The sequence below is a fragment of the Brevibacterium sp. 1718 genome, assembly GCF_051131255.1.
GTDB lineage: Bacteria > Actinomycetota > Actinomycetes > Actinomycetales > Brevibacteriaceae > Brevibacterium > Brevibacterium sediminis.
Genome location: NZ_CP186550.1, coordinates 236,564 through 252,745 on the forward strand (window position 1 = coordinate 236,564; position 16,182 = coordinate 252,745).

The 16,182-nt window shown below is 64.3% G+C and carries 15 protein-coding genes; 11 read left to right on the forward strand and 4 right to left on the reverse strand.

What is annotated here, in order from left to right:
* Positions 1–24 precede the first annotated feature (24 nt).
* Both ACOZ9V_RS01050 and ACOZ9V_RS01055 read left to right on the forward strand, forming a co-directional pair.
* Positions 25–1,488, forward strand: coding sequence for a M20/M25/M40 family metallo-hydrolase (locus ACOZ9V_RS01050; protein WP_434592883.1), 1,464 nt, complete (start codon positions 25–27; stop codon positions 1,486–1,488).
* A gap of 79 nt (positions 1,489–1,567) precedes the next feature.
* Positions 1,568–2,863, forward strand: a complete 1,296-nt coding sequence (locus ACOZ9V_RS01055) for an MFS transporter (RefSeq protein WP_434592886.1) — start codon at positions 1,568–1,570, stop codon at positions 2,861–2,863.
* Positions 2,864–2,942: 79 nt separating this feature from the next.
* Here ACOZ9V_RS01055 and ACOZ9V_RS01060 read toward each other — a convergent pair whose 3' ends face one another.
* The gene (locus ACOZ9V_RS01060) at positions 2,943–3,644 is read right to left on the reverse strand and encodes a YoaK family protein (protein ID WP_172172853.1); all 702 of its coding nucleotides are present in this window, start codon (positions 3,642–3,644) and stop codon (positions 2,943–2,945) included.
* Between the two features lie 204 nt (positions 3,645–3,848).
* Between ACOZ9V_RS01060 and ACOZ9V_RS01065 the strand changes: the two genes are divergently transcribed.
* The 3 genes from ACOZ9V_RS01065 (at position 3,849) to ACOZ9V_RS01075 (ending at position 6,750) form a co-directional block, all read left to right on the forward strand.
* A complete protein-coding gene (locus ACOZ9V_RS01065; RefSeq protein WP_434592889.1) occupies positions 3,849–5,654 on the forward strand; it encodes a gamma-glutamyltransferase family protein in 1,806 nt (601 codons plus the stop codon).
* Positions 5,655–5,656: 2 nt separating this feature from the next.
* Positions 5,657–6,337, forward strand: coding sequence for a GntR family transcriptional regulator (locus ACOZ9V_RS01070; protein WP_434592892.1), 681 nt, complete (start codon positions 5,657–5,659; stop codon positions 6,335–6,337).
* Between the two features lie 206 nt (positions 6,338–6,543).
* Positions 6,544–6,750, forward strand: a complete 207-nt coding sequence (locus ACOZ9V_RS01075) for a hypothetical protein (RefSeq protein WP_434592894.1) — start codon at positions 6,544–6,546, stop codon at positions 6,748–6,750.
* A 51-nt stretch (positions 6,751–6,801) separates the two neighbouring features.
* On the opposite strand, the gene ACOZ9V_RS01080 is transcribed toward ACOZ9V_RS01075, so the two are convergent.
* Both ACOZ9V_RS01080 and ACOZ9V_RS01085 read right to left on the reverse strand, forming a co-directional pair.
* Complete coding sequence (locus ACOZ9V_RS01080; RefSeq protein WP_181271080.1) at positions 6,802–7,299, reverse strand: SRPBCC family protein; 498 nt, start codon at positions 7,297–7,299, stop codon at positions 6,802–6,804.
* A 1-nt stretch (position 7,300) separates the two neighbouring features.
* On the reverse strand, positions 7,301–7,711 hold the full coding sequence (locus ACOZ9V_RS01085) for an ArsR/SmtB family transcription factor (protein WP_181271079.1): 411 nt from the start codon (positions 7,709–7,711) through the stop codon (positions 7,301–7,303).
* A gap of 328 nt (positions 7,712–8,039) precedes the next feature.
* On the opposite strand from ACOZ9V_RS01085, the gene ACOZ9V_RS01090 reads away from it, so the two are divergent.
* Entirely contained in the window at positions 8,040–9,500 is a 1,461-nt protein-coding gene (locus ACOZ9V_RS01090) for an APC family permease (protein WP_139467803.1), read from the forward strand.
* Entirely contained in the window at positions 9,497–10,414 is a 918-nt protein-coding gene (locus tag ACOZ9V_RS01095) for a universal stress protein (RefSeq protein ID WP_181271078.1), read from the forward strand. Before ACOZ9V_RS01090 ends, ACOZ9V_RS01095 begins: the two co-directional genes overlap by 4 nt.
* A 61-nt stretch (positions 10,415–10,475) precedes the next feature.
* Here ACOZ9V_RS01095 and ACOZ9V_RS01100 read toward each other — a convergent pair whose 3' ends face one another.
* Positions 10,476–11,381, reverse strand: a complete 906-nt coding sequence (locus tag ACOZ9V_RS01100; protein WP_434592900.1) for a MurR/RpiR family transcriptional regulator — start codon at positions 11,379–11,381, stop codon at positions 10,476–10,478.
* Positions 11,382–11,469: 88 nt separating this feature from the next.
* Between ACOZ9V_RS01100 and ACOZ9V_RS01105 the strand changes: the two genes are divergently transcribed.
* The 4 genes from ACOZ9V_RS01105 to ACOZ9V_RS01120 are packed head-to-tail and all read left to right on the forward strand — an operon-like array spanning position 11,470 to position 16,179.
* The gene (locus tag ACOZ9V_RS01105) at positions 11,470–12,645 is read left to right on the forward strand and encodes a C45 family autoproteolytic acyltransferase/hydolase (protein WP_434592904.1); all 1,176 of its coding nucleotides are present in this window, start codon (positions 11,470–11,472) and stop codon (positions 12,643–12,645) included.
* Complete coding sequence (locus tag ACOZ9V_RS01110; protein WP_434592907.1) at positions 12,642–14,288, forward strand: ABC transporter substrate-binding protein; 1,647 nt, start codon at positions 12,642–12,644, stop codon at positions 14,286–14,288. Before ACOZ9V_RS01105 ends, ACOZ9V_RS01110 begins: the two co-directional genes overlap by 4 nt.
* Complete coding sequence (locus ACOZ9V_RS01115; RefSeq protein ID WP_139467808.1) at positions 14,285–15,235, forward strand: ABC transporter permease; 951 nt, start codon at positions 14,285–14,287, stop codon at positions 15,233–15,235. Before ACOZ9V_RS01110 ends, ACOZ9V_RS01115 begins: the two co-directional genes overlap by 4 nt.
* On the forward strand, positions 15,232–16,179 hold the full coding sequence (locus ACOZ9V_RS01120; RefSeq protein ID WP_248283877.1) for an ABC transporter permease: 948 nt from the start codon (positions 15,232–15,234) through the stop codon (positions 16,177–16,179). The genes ACOZ9V_RS01115 and ACOZ9V_RS01120 overlap by 4 nt, the downstream gene beginning before the upstream one ends.
* The last annotated feature ends 3 nt before the right edge of the window (positions 16,180–16,182 follow it).

The following is a 16,182-nucleotide window of genomic DNA, read 5'->3' on the forward strand; positions in this document are numbered from 1 at the left end:
GTCTGCTGGGCGATGCTGACAGTCATGAACGCAGAGAACACTGTCCGCAAGGGTGCGGAAGATTCCCCCGAAACCCGAACCGATCTTGCCCGGCGTGCGGGCGAATTCGTCCGCAGCGCAGACTTCATCGATCGGCTATCCCGCAGAGTCGCCCGGCGCACCGAAAGCCAAGCACCCGGAGGCGGGCCGGCAGCGCTGGCCTACCTCAGCGAAGAGCTGGTTCCAGAACTCGACGAACTCGATTTCGTTTCGACCATCCACGACAATCCGGAATCGGACGAACACCCGCTTCTCATCACCAAGCGCGTCGAGGACCCGAAGCTGCCCACGGTGCTGCTCTACGGCCATGCCGATGTGCAGTTCGCCCACGATTCGCAGTGGGCCGAGGGCCTCGACCCCTGGGTGCTCACTCGTGACGGTGACCGCCTGTATGGCCGCGGCACTGCCGACAACAAAGGCCAGCACAGCGTTAACACGGCGGCATTGAAGACCGTGCTCGACGGCCTCCGTGCAGAGCACGGAACCGGCGAAGCCAGGCTCGGCTACAACATCACGATCCTCATCGAGACCGCTGAAGAGGCGGGGTCCAAGGGCTTGCGCTCGTTTGCGGCCGCACATGCCGATGACCTCTCGGCCGAGCTCTTCCTCGCCTCCGACGGTCCACGGATCGCCGCCGAGGTGCCCACACTGTTCCTCGGCTCCCGTGGGGCACTGAATTTCCGGCTCATCGCCCACGAGCGCGACGGCGACCACCACTCGGGCAACTGGGGCGGTCGGCTGCGGAACCCGGCCACGGTCATCGCCGCCGCGATCAACGCTCTGGTGGATGCCAACGGCGTCATACGGATCCCTGCGCTGCGCCCTGAAGATCCTCCCGCCTCGGTGCTCGACGCAGTGGCGAAGCTGCCTGACATCGTCGAGGAAGGTGCGCCGGAGACCGATCCGGACTGGGGCGAGCCCGGCCTGAGCCCCGCTGAACGGGTCTTCGCCTTCAATGTGCTCGAGGTCCTCGCCCTCGATGCGGGCGACCCGACTCAGGTCGTCAACGCGATCCCCGGCACCGCCTCGGCGAGCATGCAGCTGCGATACGTCGTGGGCACGGATGTCAGCGATTTCGAGAACCGGGTCCGGATCTTCCTCGAAGAACAAGGGATCCATGGGGTCGCGGTCGAGCTCGAACACTGCATGCCGGCCACACGTCTGGACCCGGAAGCACGAGTCGTCACGGCAGCGGTGGACTCGATCCGCGAAACGACCGGACTCGACGTCGCCGTCGAGCCGAACCTCGGGGGAACCATTCCGAATGATGTCTTCGCCGAAGTGCTCGGACTGCCGACCGTCTGGGTGCCGCATTCCTACCCGGGATGCAACCAGCACGCACCGAATGAGCATGCGCTGGTATCGATCCTCGAGCAGGGTGCGGAGATCATGACGGGAATGTTCTGGGACATGCACATGCGTCCGGGCGACTGGTTCTCCTCGAAATGATCCCGCCAGCTGTCGGAGACCCCATGTCGCCGACAACCAAGCCGACCCACCACCACACTGCAGGCAAAGGAGCCCAGTCATGACAGAACAGCTGTCAGCGCAGAATACCGCTGAGAACAGACCGGTCAAATCGTGGAAGGTCATCACCGCGGCCTCGATCGGCAACGCCCTCGAATGGTACGACATCTCGGTCTATGCGTACTTCTCCGTCTACATCTCCGTGGCGTTCTTCCCCTCCGAGAGTCATGCGGTCTCAGTGATGCTGGCCTTGGGCACTTTCGCTTTGTCCTTCTTCATCCGCCCGGTCGGAGCAATCGTGCTCGGCAGCTTTGCTGACCGGAAGGGACGCAAACCGGCACTGACGCTGACGATCTGGCTGATGTTCGCAGGCACCCTGATGATCGTGCTCATGCCACCGGCTCATGTCATCGGACTGGCTGCGCCGCTGCTCATACTGCTTGCGCGACTCATTCAGGGGTTTGCCGCTGGCGGCGAGTTCGGTTCGGCGACCTCGCTCATGGTTGAGCACCTGCCCGATCGCCGAGGGTTCGCTGCAAGCTGGCAGTTCACCTCGCAGGCGATGTCGACAATTCTCGCCTCCGTCATCGGTGTGGCCGTAACGACGACGCTGACGCAGGAACAACTCGAGACCTGGGGCTTCCGCCTGCCATTCATCGTCGGACTCCTCGTCGGCCCGGTCGGACTCTACATACGTCGGCATGTCCCCGAATCTCCCGAGTTTGCCGCTGCCCAAGCTGAGAAGCCCAAGGAAGCAGCAGCAATCGGAGGGGTGCTGCGACATCACAAACTCGCGGTGCTGTTGGCGATCGGTGCGATCGCTGTCTCGACCTGCCTCAACTACTTCATCACGTATGTGCCGACTTACGCTGTCGACAACCTCGGTATGAACAGCTCCGCAGGATTCTGGGCAACGCTTGTGTCCGGACTCGTGCTGTTCCTCTGCACACCGGTCGCCGGCTACTTCTGCGACAAGGTCGGACGGTTGACCTTCATGATTCCAGCGGCACTCGCGGTCATGGTGCTCACCTGGGTTCTCTTCACCTGGGTAGTCGCGGCCAATGCGCTGACGGTGCTCATCGTCGTGGTCGTCATCTTCTCGATCCTGAAAGCCGCCTATTACGGGCCGCTGGCCAGCGTCATGGGCGATATCTTCCCGACTGAGGTGCGAGGGACCGGGCTGTCTCTGGGCTACAACGTCGGCGTTGCCATCTTCGGAGGACTGACCCCGCTGGTGGCGGCCTGGCTCATCGGCATCACCGGTGATGCGAAAGCCCCGGCTTACTGGGTGCTGCTTGCCGGAGCGCTGAGCGTGGCGGCGATCCTCGTGGTGTGGAAGAAGCTCGGCGTGCGCTGACGCCCAGGGTATCGGTGCCGCCGTGAGATCGGGGCCGTGGCCGGTTGCGACCACGGCCCCGACTGGGCGGATACGGAACTCAGGCGTTCGATGGAACGGCGGCGGCCGCCTCGGCGCGGGTTCGTCTCTTCTTCTCGCCGAGGTGACCGATCACGGCTGCGGCGGCGATCATGACGGCGACGAGAGCGATGCCGATCCACTGGTTGAGCATGAGCGTGGCGGCACCGGCCAGCGCTCCGATGAGGATGAGGACGACGGCGAGGGCTCGGCGGATCCAGCGGACGTTGTCACCGCCGGCCAGGCTCGAATCGGCGGCGAGGCCGACGATCGTCGAGGTCACCACCACGGTGGTGACGTCGGCGATCTTCATCTTCCGTGCTGCCGCGGCCTGCGCACCCATGAGCGCGGACAGGGCCGAGGTGAAGATCGTACCGGCAAGCCCGATCTCGGGGTCGGGGACGACCGCGACGTAGACGGATAATGCGGCACAGCCGACGGCGACGCCGGAGAAGATCGCGGTCGTCCGGTGGTGCCAGTTCTCGCCGATGTCGCCGAGGATGCGCCCGGACAGTGCCGCACCGACCATGAAGAACACGAGGGCGAGGGCGGGGCGGAGGACAGGAACGCCGTCGGCGCCGGCGAGGCCCATGCCGAGGATGACGACGTTGCCGGTCATATTGCCGGTGAAGACCTTGTCGAAGCCGAGGTAGCCGATGGCGTCGACCATGCCGGTCGAAAAGGTCAGCAGCAGGAGCATGGCCAGGTCGAGGCGACGAGTCATGGTGTCCTTTCCGGGCGAGTGGAGCCGGCGGCAGTGCCGGAATGTCGCCATGAGGGGCAATTTGTATACAAAACTGTAATCAGGTGACGGTTGGCATGCAATCGAGGGGCAACCGGAATTGTCCGGGTATCGTCGTTATCGACAGCTGACCACGGCTTGCACGCCGAACCACGATCAGCTGACCACTGCCGAAGGACTTCGCTCATGACCTTTACACCGCCCCCAGCATTCACCACGCGCCCCACCCTCGAGGGGCACTTCGGGATGGCGGCATCGACGCACTGGTTGGCCACTGCAACATCGCAGGCGGTGCTCGAACGCGGCGGGAACGCCTTCGACGCCACCGTCGCCGGAGCCTTCGTCCTCCACGTCGTCGAGCCCCACCTCAACGGACCCGGAGGTGACATGACCGGGATCTTCGCCACCGCCGCCGAGCCTTCCCGGCCACAGGTGATGATGGGTCAAGGGCCGGCTCCGGCCGCGGCGACGATCGAGCATTTCAGCGGCGAGGGCCTCGATATGGTTCCCGGCTCCGGGGCTCTCGCCGCCGCCGTTCCCGGAGCCGTCGACTCGTGGCTCAACCTGCTCGAACACCACGGGACGTGGGAGCTCGCCGACGTCCTCGATTTCGCCATCGACTACGCCGACAACGGGCATCCGATCCTCGCCCGAACCGCCGGGACGATCGCGAAGGTCAGCGAACTCTTCACTGAGCACTGGCCGACCTCGGTCGCACAGTGGATGCCCGAAGGCCGAGTTCCCGATGCCGGCGAGCTGGTGTTCAACCACGCCTACGCCGATGTGCTGCGCAGACTCATTGCTGTAGGTGACGGCACTGCGACACGTGAGGAGCGGATCCGAGCGGCCCGTCAGGAGTGGAAGTCCGGATTCGTCGCGCGGGCGATCGCCGACTTCATCACCAACGCGCACAGACACTCGACCGGAGGCGACCACGCCGGAGTCATGACTCTGAAGGACGTTTCCGTATTCGACGCTGGGTTCGAAGATCCCGTCACCATCGACTTCCGCGGATATCAGGTCGCGAAGATCGGTGCCTGGGGTCAAGGTCCGGTGCTGCTGCAGACTCTGAAGATCCTCGAGGGCTTCGACGATGACCGCCTCGACCCGTCGACCGAGAGCGGAGCGCACACGATCCTCGAAGCGCTGAAGCTGGCCATGGCCGACCGTGACACCTACTACGGCGATGCCGACGTCGACCTCGACTGGCTGCTCAGCGACTCCTATGCGGTCTCCCGACGAGAACTCATCACCGAGCAGGCATCGGCGGAATTCCGGCCCGGTCTCGGCCGGGACGGTGCGGCGCCCGTCTTCACCACCCCGCTCATTCCCGAAGATGATGACAAAGAAGCGCTGATCAAAGCCGGCGTCGGGGAGCCGACCGTACAGAAGAACGGCGTGAACAACGGCGACACCTGTCACCTCGACGTCGTCGATCGGTGGGGCAATATGATCTCGGCGACCCCGTCCGGAGGGTGGCTGCAATCCTCGCCGACCGTCCCCGGGCTCGGATTCTGCCTCGGCACCCGGCTGCAGATGATGTGGCTCGACGAGGCGGCCCCCTCGGCACTGCGCCCGGGCAAGCGTCCGCGCACGACATTGACCCCGACCTTGATCTCCCGAGACGGGCAGCCGGTCATCGCTCTCGGCTCACCCGGCGGTGACCAGCAGGAACAGTGGCAGCTGCTGCTGATCCTGCGCATGCTCGTCGGCGGCTACCGTGCGCAGGAGGCCATCGACGCACCGGCACTGCACACGACGTCGTTGGCGGGATCGTTCTGGCCGCGCACCTGGGTTCCGGGTGGGGCGGTCGTCGAGGACCGCCTCGGCGAGGATGTCATCAACGGGCTCATCAACCGCGGTCATGACGTGACCAGGGCGGGGGAGTGGGAGCTCGGTCGGCTGTCGTGCGTGACCCGGGATCCGGCGACGGGGCGGCTGAGCGCAGGAGCGAATCCGCGTGGAGCGCAGGGTTATGCGGCGGGGAGATGACCATGGCTGATTCGCACGATGCGCCACTGGATGTCGCCGCGCAGATCCGCACCGACATCATCAAGGGCAAGCTCGAGCCCGGGACCAAGCTGCGTGAGGTCGCCCTGGCCGAACGCTACGAAGTGTCGCGGATTCCGATCCGGGAAGCGCTGCGAACTCTCGAAGCCGATGGGCTCGTCGAGTCCCGGAAGTTCAGCGGTTCGGTTGTCGCGCCTTCACCGGCCGAGGATGCCGAGGATCTGTTCGAGATCCGCATCGTGCTCGAATCGGCGACCGCGAAGCGCGCCGCCCGCCGGGCCGCCGAGCTCAGTGCCGGCGGCGAGCATGATGCGAAGTGGTCGGAGATCCGCGCAGAGATCAACGAGATCCTCGAGGCCGGCGACGCCGTCATCGCTGATGAGCGCTTTGAAGACCTCGCGGTGCTGAATATGCGATTCCATTTCGCGGTCGCCGAGCTCAGCAGGAGCCGGTCGTTCATCAGCCTGCTGCGTCAGATCTCCGGCAAGATCGAGTGGCTGTACTCGCTCAACCTTATGCGCCGAGGCCCGCAGGCGTGGCCGGAGCATCGCGAGATCATCGCTGCCATCGATGCTGGCCAGGTCGAGCAAGCCGCCGAGACAATGGCCCGACACGTGCGCCGCAGCCGCGATTCCTACTTCGCCACCATGTCCGAACGCCCCTAACTACTACCTGACGGCGGCTCAGCAACCTGGCGCCAGGTTGCTCAGCCGCCGTCAGGTGCCTTGGAGAGCGAATTTCATCCTTTTGTGGGAGATACATCGACTCGGAGACCCGCTACTGTTGAGTGGTCCCGTCACCGTTACGACGCCCGTTGAAGGTTCGTCGGACGTGATGACGGTCCAGTCAGCCCAGCCCATCAACTGGAACGGTGATCAGAAACTTGCAGGAACCCGCCCGTCGCTCCCTGCTGCTGACAGCATTGAGCTATCCGCTCGTCGTTGCGGGAATCAGCCTGCTGATCCTCGCGGACGAGGTCCCGGGTGCAGCCCTGCTGGGCTCCGGTGTCTTCCTCATCGGCATCAACGAGCTGTGCCTGTACATCGCCAAGTCGTCCGAACGCCCCACAACTACCTGACGGCGGCTCAGCAACCTGGCGCCAGGTTGCTGAGCCGCCGTCACGTAGTAATTAGGCCTCGACGAGGAGGCGGTCGAGTTTGTTGTAGCCCTCGACGATGCCGTGCTCCATGCCGGAGGCGACCATGCCGTCGCGGGATTCGAGCGAGTCGAAGATCGAGGTCGACATCAGCCGTGTCCGCCCGTCGCCGAGGTCCGTGAGTGTGAGGATCTCGAGGTTGACCGCGTCCGGGAATCCCTCAAAGGTGAAGGTCTGGACGATGCGCTCGTTCTCCCGCACCTCGTGGAACGAGCCGAAGAACGCGTACTCGCCGCGATCGTCGGTCGAAACATAGCTCCAGTTCCCGCCGGTCGTCGCATTCCATTCCCGGATCGTGCTCGTGATCGAGTCCGGTCCGCACCACTTGACGAACAGTTCGGGGTCGACGTGGGCCCGGAACACCTTGTCCGGTGAGGCGGCGAAATCGCGGGTGATCGAGACGGTCTGCACCCCCTCGGGGACGTCGAGCTTGAGAGTCGAATAGTCGGCTGCGGTGTCTGTGGTGGTCATGTCATGCTCCTTTGCGTGATTTTCTGTGGGATGATGTGTCCTCGGATCCCTCCGCCGAGGCGGCGCTGAAGTCCGCGTCGTTCGCTTCCTCGTCCGCGTTCATCGCTTCGAGGACCGCGTCGAGGCGTTGGTAACGTTCCTCTGCCTGCTGCTTGTATCTTTCGATCCATTTCGTCATCAGATCGAACACATTGTCTTCGAGGTGGACCGGTCTGCGCTGGGCGTCACGGGTGCGGGAGACCAGTCCGGAGTCCTCGAGCACCTTGAGATGTTTCGATACGGCCTGCAGGCTGACGTCATAGGGTTCGGCGAGTTCGTTCACCGTCGAGTCCGCGACGCTGAGTCTGGCCACCATGTCCCGCCTCGTCGGGTCGGCCAGAGCGGCGAAGACCTTGGACAGCTGATCGGCCACTTGAGCCTCCTGTGAATCTGAATCGAAACAATCATTCAACCAATGGGTTGATAAAAGGGTATGTCTGCCAGTTCTCGTAAGTCAACCATTTAGTTGAATAAAGTATTCGTTGGAGCGTATCTCGTGCTCCACCTGCAGTGACGTGCGCAGGGTCGGGGCCGCCTCGGCGAGAGGCGACGGATTTCGCACCGATGAATTCCGGTAGAAACCGAATCGGACCGCGCAGTCTGTCGTATGGTCTCAGTAGCGGCGAGCAGCGAGCGCACCTGACCGGTGCGCGACGGGCTCCGCCGACAGGCAAGTAAGACGATGAAGTCTGGAGATGAACATGCCCACACTGCGACAGCAGCTGTTCCGGATCAAACCGGTTCCGCGGCAGAAGGAAGACGTCGAGACCGATCTCAAACGCACGATCGGGCTGTTCTCGCTGACGATGGTCGGCGTCGGCTCAACCATCGGCACCGGCATCTTCTTCATCCTCTCCGAGTCCGTTCCGGTGGCGGGACCCGCCGTGATCTGGTCATTCGTCATCGCCGGCGCCGTCGCCGGCCTCGCGGTCATCTGCTACGCCGAGCTCGCCGGATCCGTCCCCGTCTCCGGTTCCTCCTACTCCTATGCGTACGCGACCCTCGGCGAACTGCCGGCGATGGGGGTGGCCGCGTGTCTCCTCCTCGAATACGGAGTCGCCGGTGCGGCCGTCGCGGTCGGCTGGTCGCAGTACGTCAACCAGCTGCTGTTCAATCTCTTCGGATTCCAGATCCCGCACGCCCTGGCCTACGCGCCGGAAGAAGGCGGCATCGTCAACCTGCCTGCCATCCTGCTGCTGGCGATGTGCTGCTTCCTCCTGGTGCGCGGCACCGGCGAATCCATCGTCGTCAATGCGATCATGGTCTGCCTCAAGATCGGCGTGCTCATCTTCTTCATCTGCGTCGGCGTCACCGGCTGGGACTCGAATAACTTCGCCGACTTCGCTCCGTTCGGCATCTCCGGAGTCGTCGCCGGCTCGGGTCTGATCTTCTTCAGCTACGTCGGCATGGACGCTGTCGCCACGGCCGGCGATGAGACGAAGAACCCGAAGAAGACGATGCCCCGAGCTCTCATCGCTGCCCTCATCATCGTCACCTCCGTCTACGTCCTCGTCGCCGTCGCCGCCCTGTCCGCCCAGCCGTGGGAGAAATTCGACGGACAGACCGCAGGCCTGTCGGCGATCCTCGAGAACATCGTCGGCTCGCAGTGGCCCGGCACGGTCGTGGCCGCCGGCGCGGTGATCTCGATCTTCTCCGTCACCCTGGTCTCCATCTACGGCCAGTCCCGCATCCTCTTCACAATGGCCGGCGACGGAATGATGCCCAAGCTCTTCCGCGAGGTCAATCCCCGCACACTCACCCCGGTCAAAGGCACGATCGTCGTCTCCGCCGTCATCGCGGTCCTCGCCGGCTTCATCCCGTTGAACTTCCTCGCCGAGATGACCTCGATCGGCACCCTCGTCGCCTTCGTCGTCGTCTCCCTGGCCGTGATCATCCTGCGCGTGCGCGAACCGAACCTCGAACGCGGCTTCAAGGTCCCGTTCTATCCCGTCCTGCCGGTGCTCTCGATCATCGGCTGCTTCTGGATCATCTCGAGCCTGCAGGTCATCACGATCGTCGTCTTCATCATCTGGACCGCCTTTATCCTGGGCCTGTACTTCATCTTCGGCCGTAAGTCCTCCGTCCTCGGCCAGCAGCTCGCCGAGGCGGGACCCACCAATCCCGAATCCCCCGGACCGGACTCCACAGGAGGAGCCAAATGAGCATCGTCGTCGGTCTTGCCCCAGGTCAGGACAACCGCGCAGCCGTCGAACTGGGCATCGTCCTCGCCCGCACCTATCGGCGCCGGATCGTCGCAACCGCCGTGGACTCTGCTGCGTTCCCGATGGCACCCGTGCACTTCGAGAGTCAGTACGAGAACAGGTTCCGCACCGTCGCCGAGGCGGCCCTCGACGAGGCGCGTGCGCTCATTCCCAGCGATATCGAGTCCGAATGCGTCCTCCATTCCGCGCGGTCGTCGCGGCGCGGTCTGCTCGAGATGTGTGAGAAGACCGATGCCTATCGCCTCGTCGTCGGACCATCGTCGGAAGGAAGGCCGGGCAAGATCGCGCTCGGGTCGGTGTCGAACGGTCTGCTGCACAGCGCCAGGCTGCCGGTGGCCCTGGCCCCGGCCGGATTCGAAGCGCCTGCGGGGGCGCGGCTGGAGCGGATCACTGCCGCGTATTCGGGGTCGTCCACCTCGGCGGATCTCATTCTTGGTGCTGCGATGGTTTCGGCGGAGTCGGACGTGCCGTTCCGCATCGCCTCGTTCGCCCCGCGTTCGCGTGTGGTCGCCTCGGCGAACGTGCCCTTCGACATGGAGTCACGCGTCATCGACGAATGGACGAAGACCGTCCAGCGCGACACGGACAAGATCCTGTGCTCGATCGAGCAGCTGCACATCAAGCCAGGTGAGACGGACGTCGTCGTGGGAACCGGCGCCGATTGGGCCGCGGCGCTCGGCGCTGTCGAGTGGAAGCATCCGGAAGTGATGATGCTCGGATCCTCCGGGCTGGGTGCACTCAAGCGAGTCTCGCTCGGCAGCCACGCGATGCGGATCCTGCAGAACTCTCCGGTGCCGATCGTCGTCGTACCCCGTCGAGCGAAGGCCGATTACATCCGCCAGCAGACCGTGTGAGCGGGAGAGGATTTCTGGCGATATCTTGGTGCTCCTGGCCGCCATAGGTTGCTCAATCTATTCAGTAGCCGAGTCTGCGTCTAAGCCTATTCAGTGAATGTGAGGCGCCGAGTGCGGCCTCGGGGGCCACAGTGGCGATCCCTTGGATGATGATGTCGGCGACGAGGAGTGCGATGAAGCTCTCGTCGCTGATGCCCGTAGGTGTGCGCGGCACTTGGAGGACGGCGTCGGTGCGGTCGCGCATCGACTCTCCGAGCTCATCGGTGACGAACACGATCGGGCAACCGAGCGCCCGCGCATGTTCGACGATGCTATCGATGACCGGAGTCAGACGGCCGGGGACGAACATGATGAGGACATCATCCGCCCCTATCGGCAACAGCTGATCGGCGAGCAGGAAGCCGTCGTCGACTAGGTGTGTCGAATCCAGTCCAACTCGGCGTAGGCGCAGGCTCAGGTGGAGTGCGGCGACTGAGGAGAGCCCGATTCCGTAGACGAAACTCCGACGAGCGCGCGCGATGATGTCGACGCTCCGCGAGGTCTCGGTGCTGCTCAGCGTCCCGCGGGCGAGTTCGATGAGTTCCTCTGCCTCTGTCCATACTGAGGCCGTCGACTCGTCGAAGCTCTCGCCGAGGTGGGAGATCCTCTGTTTGAGTCGTTCCTCCGGTGACACGGAATCAGTGAATGGGGCGGCGAGTTCACGCTTGAGGTCGGACAGACCCGAGTAGCCGAGCTTCTGGAACGTGCGCACGATGGTCGCATTGCTGGTCCCGCTTTCGCTGCCCAAAGTCGCCGCAGAGGCGTAGAGCAGATGTTCAGGTGTCGACCTGAGGAGGAAGCTGCAGGCGGTTCGCTCCGCCTTCGACATCGACTCCCAAGCGTCGGTGATCCGGCTTCGGAGGATGTGCAAAGCGGAATCTCCCTTCGTATCACTTGTTACAGAATCAGCACTTACGGTATCGTTCATTTCAGAGATACTCCAATCTGTAACAACTGATCCAAAGGCGGGCATTCATGACTATGGTAGCTACCCCGGACATCTCCGGAGGGCTCTGATGAGCACAGGTTCGATGCGCATCATCGAAGTCAGCGGCACACCGGCCGAGCGCGGGCGGCAGTATGGTGAGCAGGCGAGCGACCTCATCGCCGAGGCGATCGCCTATTACCAGGAGGCGTTCTCGAAGCAGGTCGGAATGTCCTGGGATGCCGTCTGTGAATATGTCGCCCAGTGGTACCCGCTCATCGACTCCGTCTGCCCCGAGCTGCTGGCCGAGATGCGCGGAGTCGCCGAAGGAGCGGGTCAAGGCGCCAACGAGATCCTTGCGCTCAACGTGCGCGGAGAGTTCATCTACGACCTCGGATCGCCCCGATCGGTACTGAGCCATGCGCACGAGGAAGAGTCAGTGGACGGGTGCACCTCGTTCTTCCTCACCGGAGACGCAACAGGTGCGGCCGGGCACACGCTCATCGGGCAGAACTGGGACTGGCGCCACTCCACCCGTGACCAGACGCTCATCCTGCGTGTCGTCCAGGATCCACTGCCGACGGTCATTATGCAGCTCGAAGCCGGACAGATCGGTCGGCACGGGGCGAATTCGGCCGGGATCGCACTAAACGCCAACGGCCTCGGAGGGCGTTTCGGCACCGACATCGGACTGCCGCAGACCTTCATCCGCAGACTCGTCCTCAATCAGGCCTCCATATCCGATGCCGTCAAGGTCCTTGTCAACACTCGGCCCCACATCGCGAGCAACGCCCTGCTCGGCCATCGCTCCGGCTACGGCATCGATCTGGAGACCACACCGGACGGCGTCGGGTGGCTCTACCCCGACCACGGACTCCTCGTCCACGCGAACCATTATCAGGCCGAGCTTCCCGCAGCCCTCGCCGGCCGCTACCGGCCGATCGCGGCCGACTCCCTCGTGCGTCTGCCGCGGGCCCAGAGTCGCCTCGCCGAGGTTGCCCGGACGCAGACTCCCGCAGAGGCAGTGTTGGCGGTGCGCACGGCGATGTCCGATCACCGGGGCTTCCCCGATTCCCTCTGTGCCCATCCCGATGAGCGCCGCGAAGCTTACCGACAGTGGTCGACGCTGCTGTCGAGCTGCGTCGACCTCAGCACCGGAGAGTATCGGATCGCCGAGGGAACCCCGTGTGAGAACGACTACCGACTGCTCCCGTGGAATCTCTTTGATGGTCCCGGAGCCCATCCGCAGGAGGTGGATCCGCAATGAGAACGACCACGCGACAACGACGCCGCGCCTGGACCGCGGGTGCGCTCGCGTCGACGCTCCTCCTCGGTGCCTGCGGGCCGGGTGCGAACACCGAAGTGCAGGTGCCCTTCTCCGCGACCACCGGGGCAGCCGCGAAGGGGAAGGACGGGCTCACCTGGCTGCTGGCCGAAGAACCCTCCGTGCTGGATCCCGACATCGACGCCTCGACTGCTGACGACACGGTGCTGGCGAACGTCTGCGAACGTCTCATGCAGATCCAGCCGGATCTTTCGCTCGCACCCGGACTCGCCACCTCGGCGAAGTGGACCGATGATACCCATCTCGTGCTCACGATCACCGAGGACGCCCATTTCCACGACGGCACACCGATCACCGCCGACGACGTCCTCTACAGTCTCAAACGTCACGCGGCCGAAGGCGCGGGCGAATCCGACGAATACGGCAATGTCGTGGGGATGACGGTCTCCGGCGACCACGAAGTCACGATCGAGACCTCACAGCCCGATGCCATTCTGCTCCAGGCGCTGGGAGGTGACGGCGGAATCGTCTGGAACCGGGCAGTCATCGAGGAGTACGGCGACCAGTACGGACTACCGGGCACGTCCGACGCGTGCAGCGGACCGTACGAAGTCGGAGCCTGGAAGGCAGGGACGAGCCTGACGCTGACCAAGGCAGACGATTACTGGAACCCTGAGCGGGCAGCGCTCAGCGACACGATCACTTTCCGGTGGGCCGAGGACTCGGCAGTGGTGAACTCGCTGCGGGCCGGGGAGGCCGATGGATCGTATCTTGACGCCGCGTCCTCGGCCGTCCCGCTGCTTGGCAACGATGATTTGACGGTGACGCAGGGACCGGCCACGAACGCCTGGGTACTCATCCCCACTGCTCGCGGAGCCGGCACCGATCCGAGGGTCCGTCGGGCACTGTCCCTCGCCCTCGAGCGGGATGGGATCAACACCTCTGCCTTCGGCGGGCTCGCCCAACCGGGTCGGGCGCCGGTCGGATCGGGAGCCTGGGGCTTTGAAACGGATGTATTCGCTGCGGCTGCCGAACAGCTGCGCGAGGTGCCTGCGACACCGACGGACACCGACCTGGAGGCTGCTCGCGACCTCGTCGAGGAGGCGAAGTCGGACGGGGCACCGACTGATCTCATCATCGCCTCCAGCGCCGATGTGACCCGCAACGTCATCGCCAACGGCGTGCTCTCGGCAGCGGAGTCCATCGGGCTCGAACCGACGGTCCGCACCGTGCCGGCCAGTCAGTACGGAGACTTCTACGGAGACGAGGACCTGCGGGACGAGGCGGATCTATGGATTGACGAATACTACATCTCGAAAACCGACCCGCTCGGCTTCTATAAGAACGGGGGCTCCGGGGCCTCGGTCAACTACGCCGGGTTCGCCGACCCGGCCTACGACGACCTCGTGGCTCGTGCTCAAGGCGCCACCGACGACACCGAACGGTCCCGGCTGACGATCGACCTCCAGAGGAGATGGAACGAAGCCATGGTCTGGATTCCCGTCGTTGAGTCGCCGTCGACCCTTGTGACGGGGGCGGGCGTCACCGGCGCACCCGCCTCGGCGGCGTTCCTCTACTATCCCTGGGCGGCCGACCTCGGTGCCGCGGAAGGAGCCGGAGAATGAAAGGCGCAGCACGCACCTTACTGAGTGCGATCATCACGATCCTCATCGCCTCATTCATCATCTTCGGGGCTATGCACGCGGCCCCGGGAGACCCGGTAACCGTCCTCATCGGCAACCCGGAGAACATCACCCCCGAACGCATTGCCGAGGTGGAGGCGCAGTATCACTTGGATCAGCCATTCTTCGTCCAGTACTGGTACTGGCTCTCGGGAGTGTTCACCGGTGATCTCGGCACCTCGTACCTCTACCACCAGCCCGTGGCGATGCTCATCGCCTCGCGGGTTCCGACGAGTTTGACTCTGGTCGCGATCTCGACGGTGCTGTTGGCGATCATCGGCATCGGACTCGGAGTTGCCTCGGCGATGAAGCGTGGGCGCGCGATCGATTCGGTGGTTGTCGGCGGAACGACGCTGTTGGCAAGCGTCCCCTCCTTCGTCGCCGGAATCGGCTTTGTCGCCGTCTTTTCCGTGTGGTTGGGATGGTTTCCGGTCGCCGGGGCAGGGACCGGGTTCCTCTCGACCCTCCACCATCTGTTTCTGCCGGCACTGGCCATGGCCATCGGTGCCGTTGCCATCGTCAGTAGGGTCACCAGGCAGTCGATGATCGAGCAGTTCGGGCTCGACCACGTCGAAGCGGCCCGAGCCTACGGGCTCGGCGAGGCGTCGGTGGTGACGGGACATGTCCTGCGCAACTCCTGGGGACCGATCCTCACGATGGTCTCGCTCATCGTGGCCAGCATGATCGCGGGCACCGTCGCCGTAGAAACGGTGTTCGGCCTCTCCGGCATCGGTTCCCTCCTCGTCGATTCGATCAATTCGCACGACTTCCCCGTGGTGCAGGCGACGCTGCTCATCATGGTCATCGCCTATATGGTCGTGACAACTCTCGTCGACCTGCTCCACCCGCTCATCGACCCCCGCGTCACGACCGGAAGGACGGTGGCATGATGCACACGGAAACGAGTTCCGAACGCGTGAACCATCCGGATTCAAAGGCACCTCGCGGTGAGGTCCGGGCTGACCGCCGGGGGATCGCGGACGCGCCGCGGCTGCGCGGGCCCCTCTCGCGCTTCATGGCGGCCAGGAGCCTGTCGAAGGTGCTGGTCGGCTCTGCCGGGGCGTTCCTCGTGCTCGTGATCTTCGGCGCACTCTTCGCCTCGTTGATCATTCCGACCAGCCCGAGCCGGGTTGACTTCTCCGCGGTGTGGTCGAATCCGAGCGCCGCACATTGGCTGGGCACCGACCAGCTCGGGCGCGACCTCTTCGCCCGTACGATCCACGGCGCTCGGGCGAGCCTGTTCGGTCCCGTGGGGATTCTGGCCATCGCCGCCGTCATCGGTGTGTCGATCGGTGTCTGCTCCGCCTGGTGCGGCGGCTGGGTCGATGCGCTGCTCGCCCGTGTGACCGACGTGATGTTCGCATTTCCCGGGCTGCTCTTCGTCGTGCTCGTTATTGCAGTGTTCGGCAGCTCCCCGATCACGGCGATCGTCGCTCTGGGGCTGGCTTACGCGCCCGTCGTTGCCAAGTATTCGCGCTCGTTGGCTCTGCAGGAGATCGCCCGACCCTATGTCGACTCCTATCGAACCTTGGGACTGGGCGGGGTCCGAATCGCGATCACCGCGATCGTGCCCAACATTGCGCCGGCACTGCTCGGCTACCTCGTTGTCCTCTTCGGTGAGACCTTGATGAGTCTGGCTACGCTCAGCTATCTGGGCTTCGGTGCGCAGCCGCCGAGTTCCGAGTGGGGGCTCATGGTGCAGGAGGGACAGGACGCGATCATCCAGGGGCACTTCCTGCCGACGTTCGTCCCGGGCATCGCGATTGCTGCTGTCGTGGTGGCAGTCAACATCGTCGGGGTACGCCTCGCGGACAGATTGGTGGTGCGGAAATGAGCG

Coding starts and splice junctions, on each gene's coding strand:
- ACOZ9V_RS01120 (WP_248283877.1), top strand. CDS start 15,232: ATGATGCACACGGAAACGAGTTCCGAACGCGTGAACCATCCGGATTCA.
- ACOZ9V_RS01080 (WP_181271080.1), bottom strand. CDS start 7,299: ATGACCACCACAGACACCGCAGCCGACTATTCGACTCTCAAGCTCGAC.
- ACOZ9V_RS01090 (WP_139467803.1), top strand. CDS start 8,040: ATGCCCACACTGCGACAGCAGCTGTTCCGGATCAAACCGGTTCCGCGG.
- ACOZ9V_RS01105 (WP_434592904.1), top strand. CDS start 11,470: ATGAGCACAGGTTCGATGCGCATCATCGAAGTCAGCGGCACACCGGCC.
- ACOZ9V_RS01050 (WP_434592883.1), top strand. CDS start 25: ATGAACGCAGAGAACACTGTCCGCAAGGGTGCGGAAGATTCCCCCGAA.
- ACOZ9V_RS01110 (WP_434592907.1), top strand. CDS start 12,642: ATGAGAACGACCACGCGACAACGACGCCGCGCCTGGACCGCGGGTGCG.
- ACOZ9V_RS01095 (WP_181271078.1), top strand. CDS start 9,497: ATGAGCATCGTCGTCGGTCTTGCCCCAGGTCAGGACAACCGCGCAGCC.
- ACOZ9V_RS01100 (WP_434592900.1), bottom strand. CDS start 11,381: ATGAACGATACCGTAAGTGCTGATTCTGTAACAAGTGATACGAAGGGA.
- ACOZ9V_RS01065 (WP_434592889.1), top strand. CDS start 3,849: ATGACCTTTACACCGCCCCCAGCATTCACCACGCGCCCCACCCTCGAG.
- ACOZ9V_RS01055 (WP_434592886.1), top strand. CDS start 1,568: ATGACAGAACAGCTGTCAGCGCAGAATACCGCTGAGAACAGACCGGTC.
- ACOZ9V_RS01060 (WP_172172853.1), bottom strand. CDS start 3,644: ATGACTCGTCGCCTCGACCTGGCCATGCTCCTGCTGCTGACCTTTTCG.
- ACOZ9V_RS01070 (WP_434592892.1), top strand. CDS start 5,657: ATGGCTGATTCGCACGATGCGCCACTGGATGTCGCCGCGCAGATCCGC.
- ACOZ9V_RS01115 (WP_139467808.1), top strand. CDS start 14,285: ATGAAAGGCGCAGCACGCACCTTACTGAGTGCGATCATCACGATCCTC.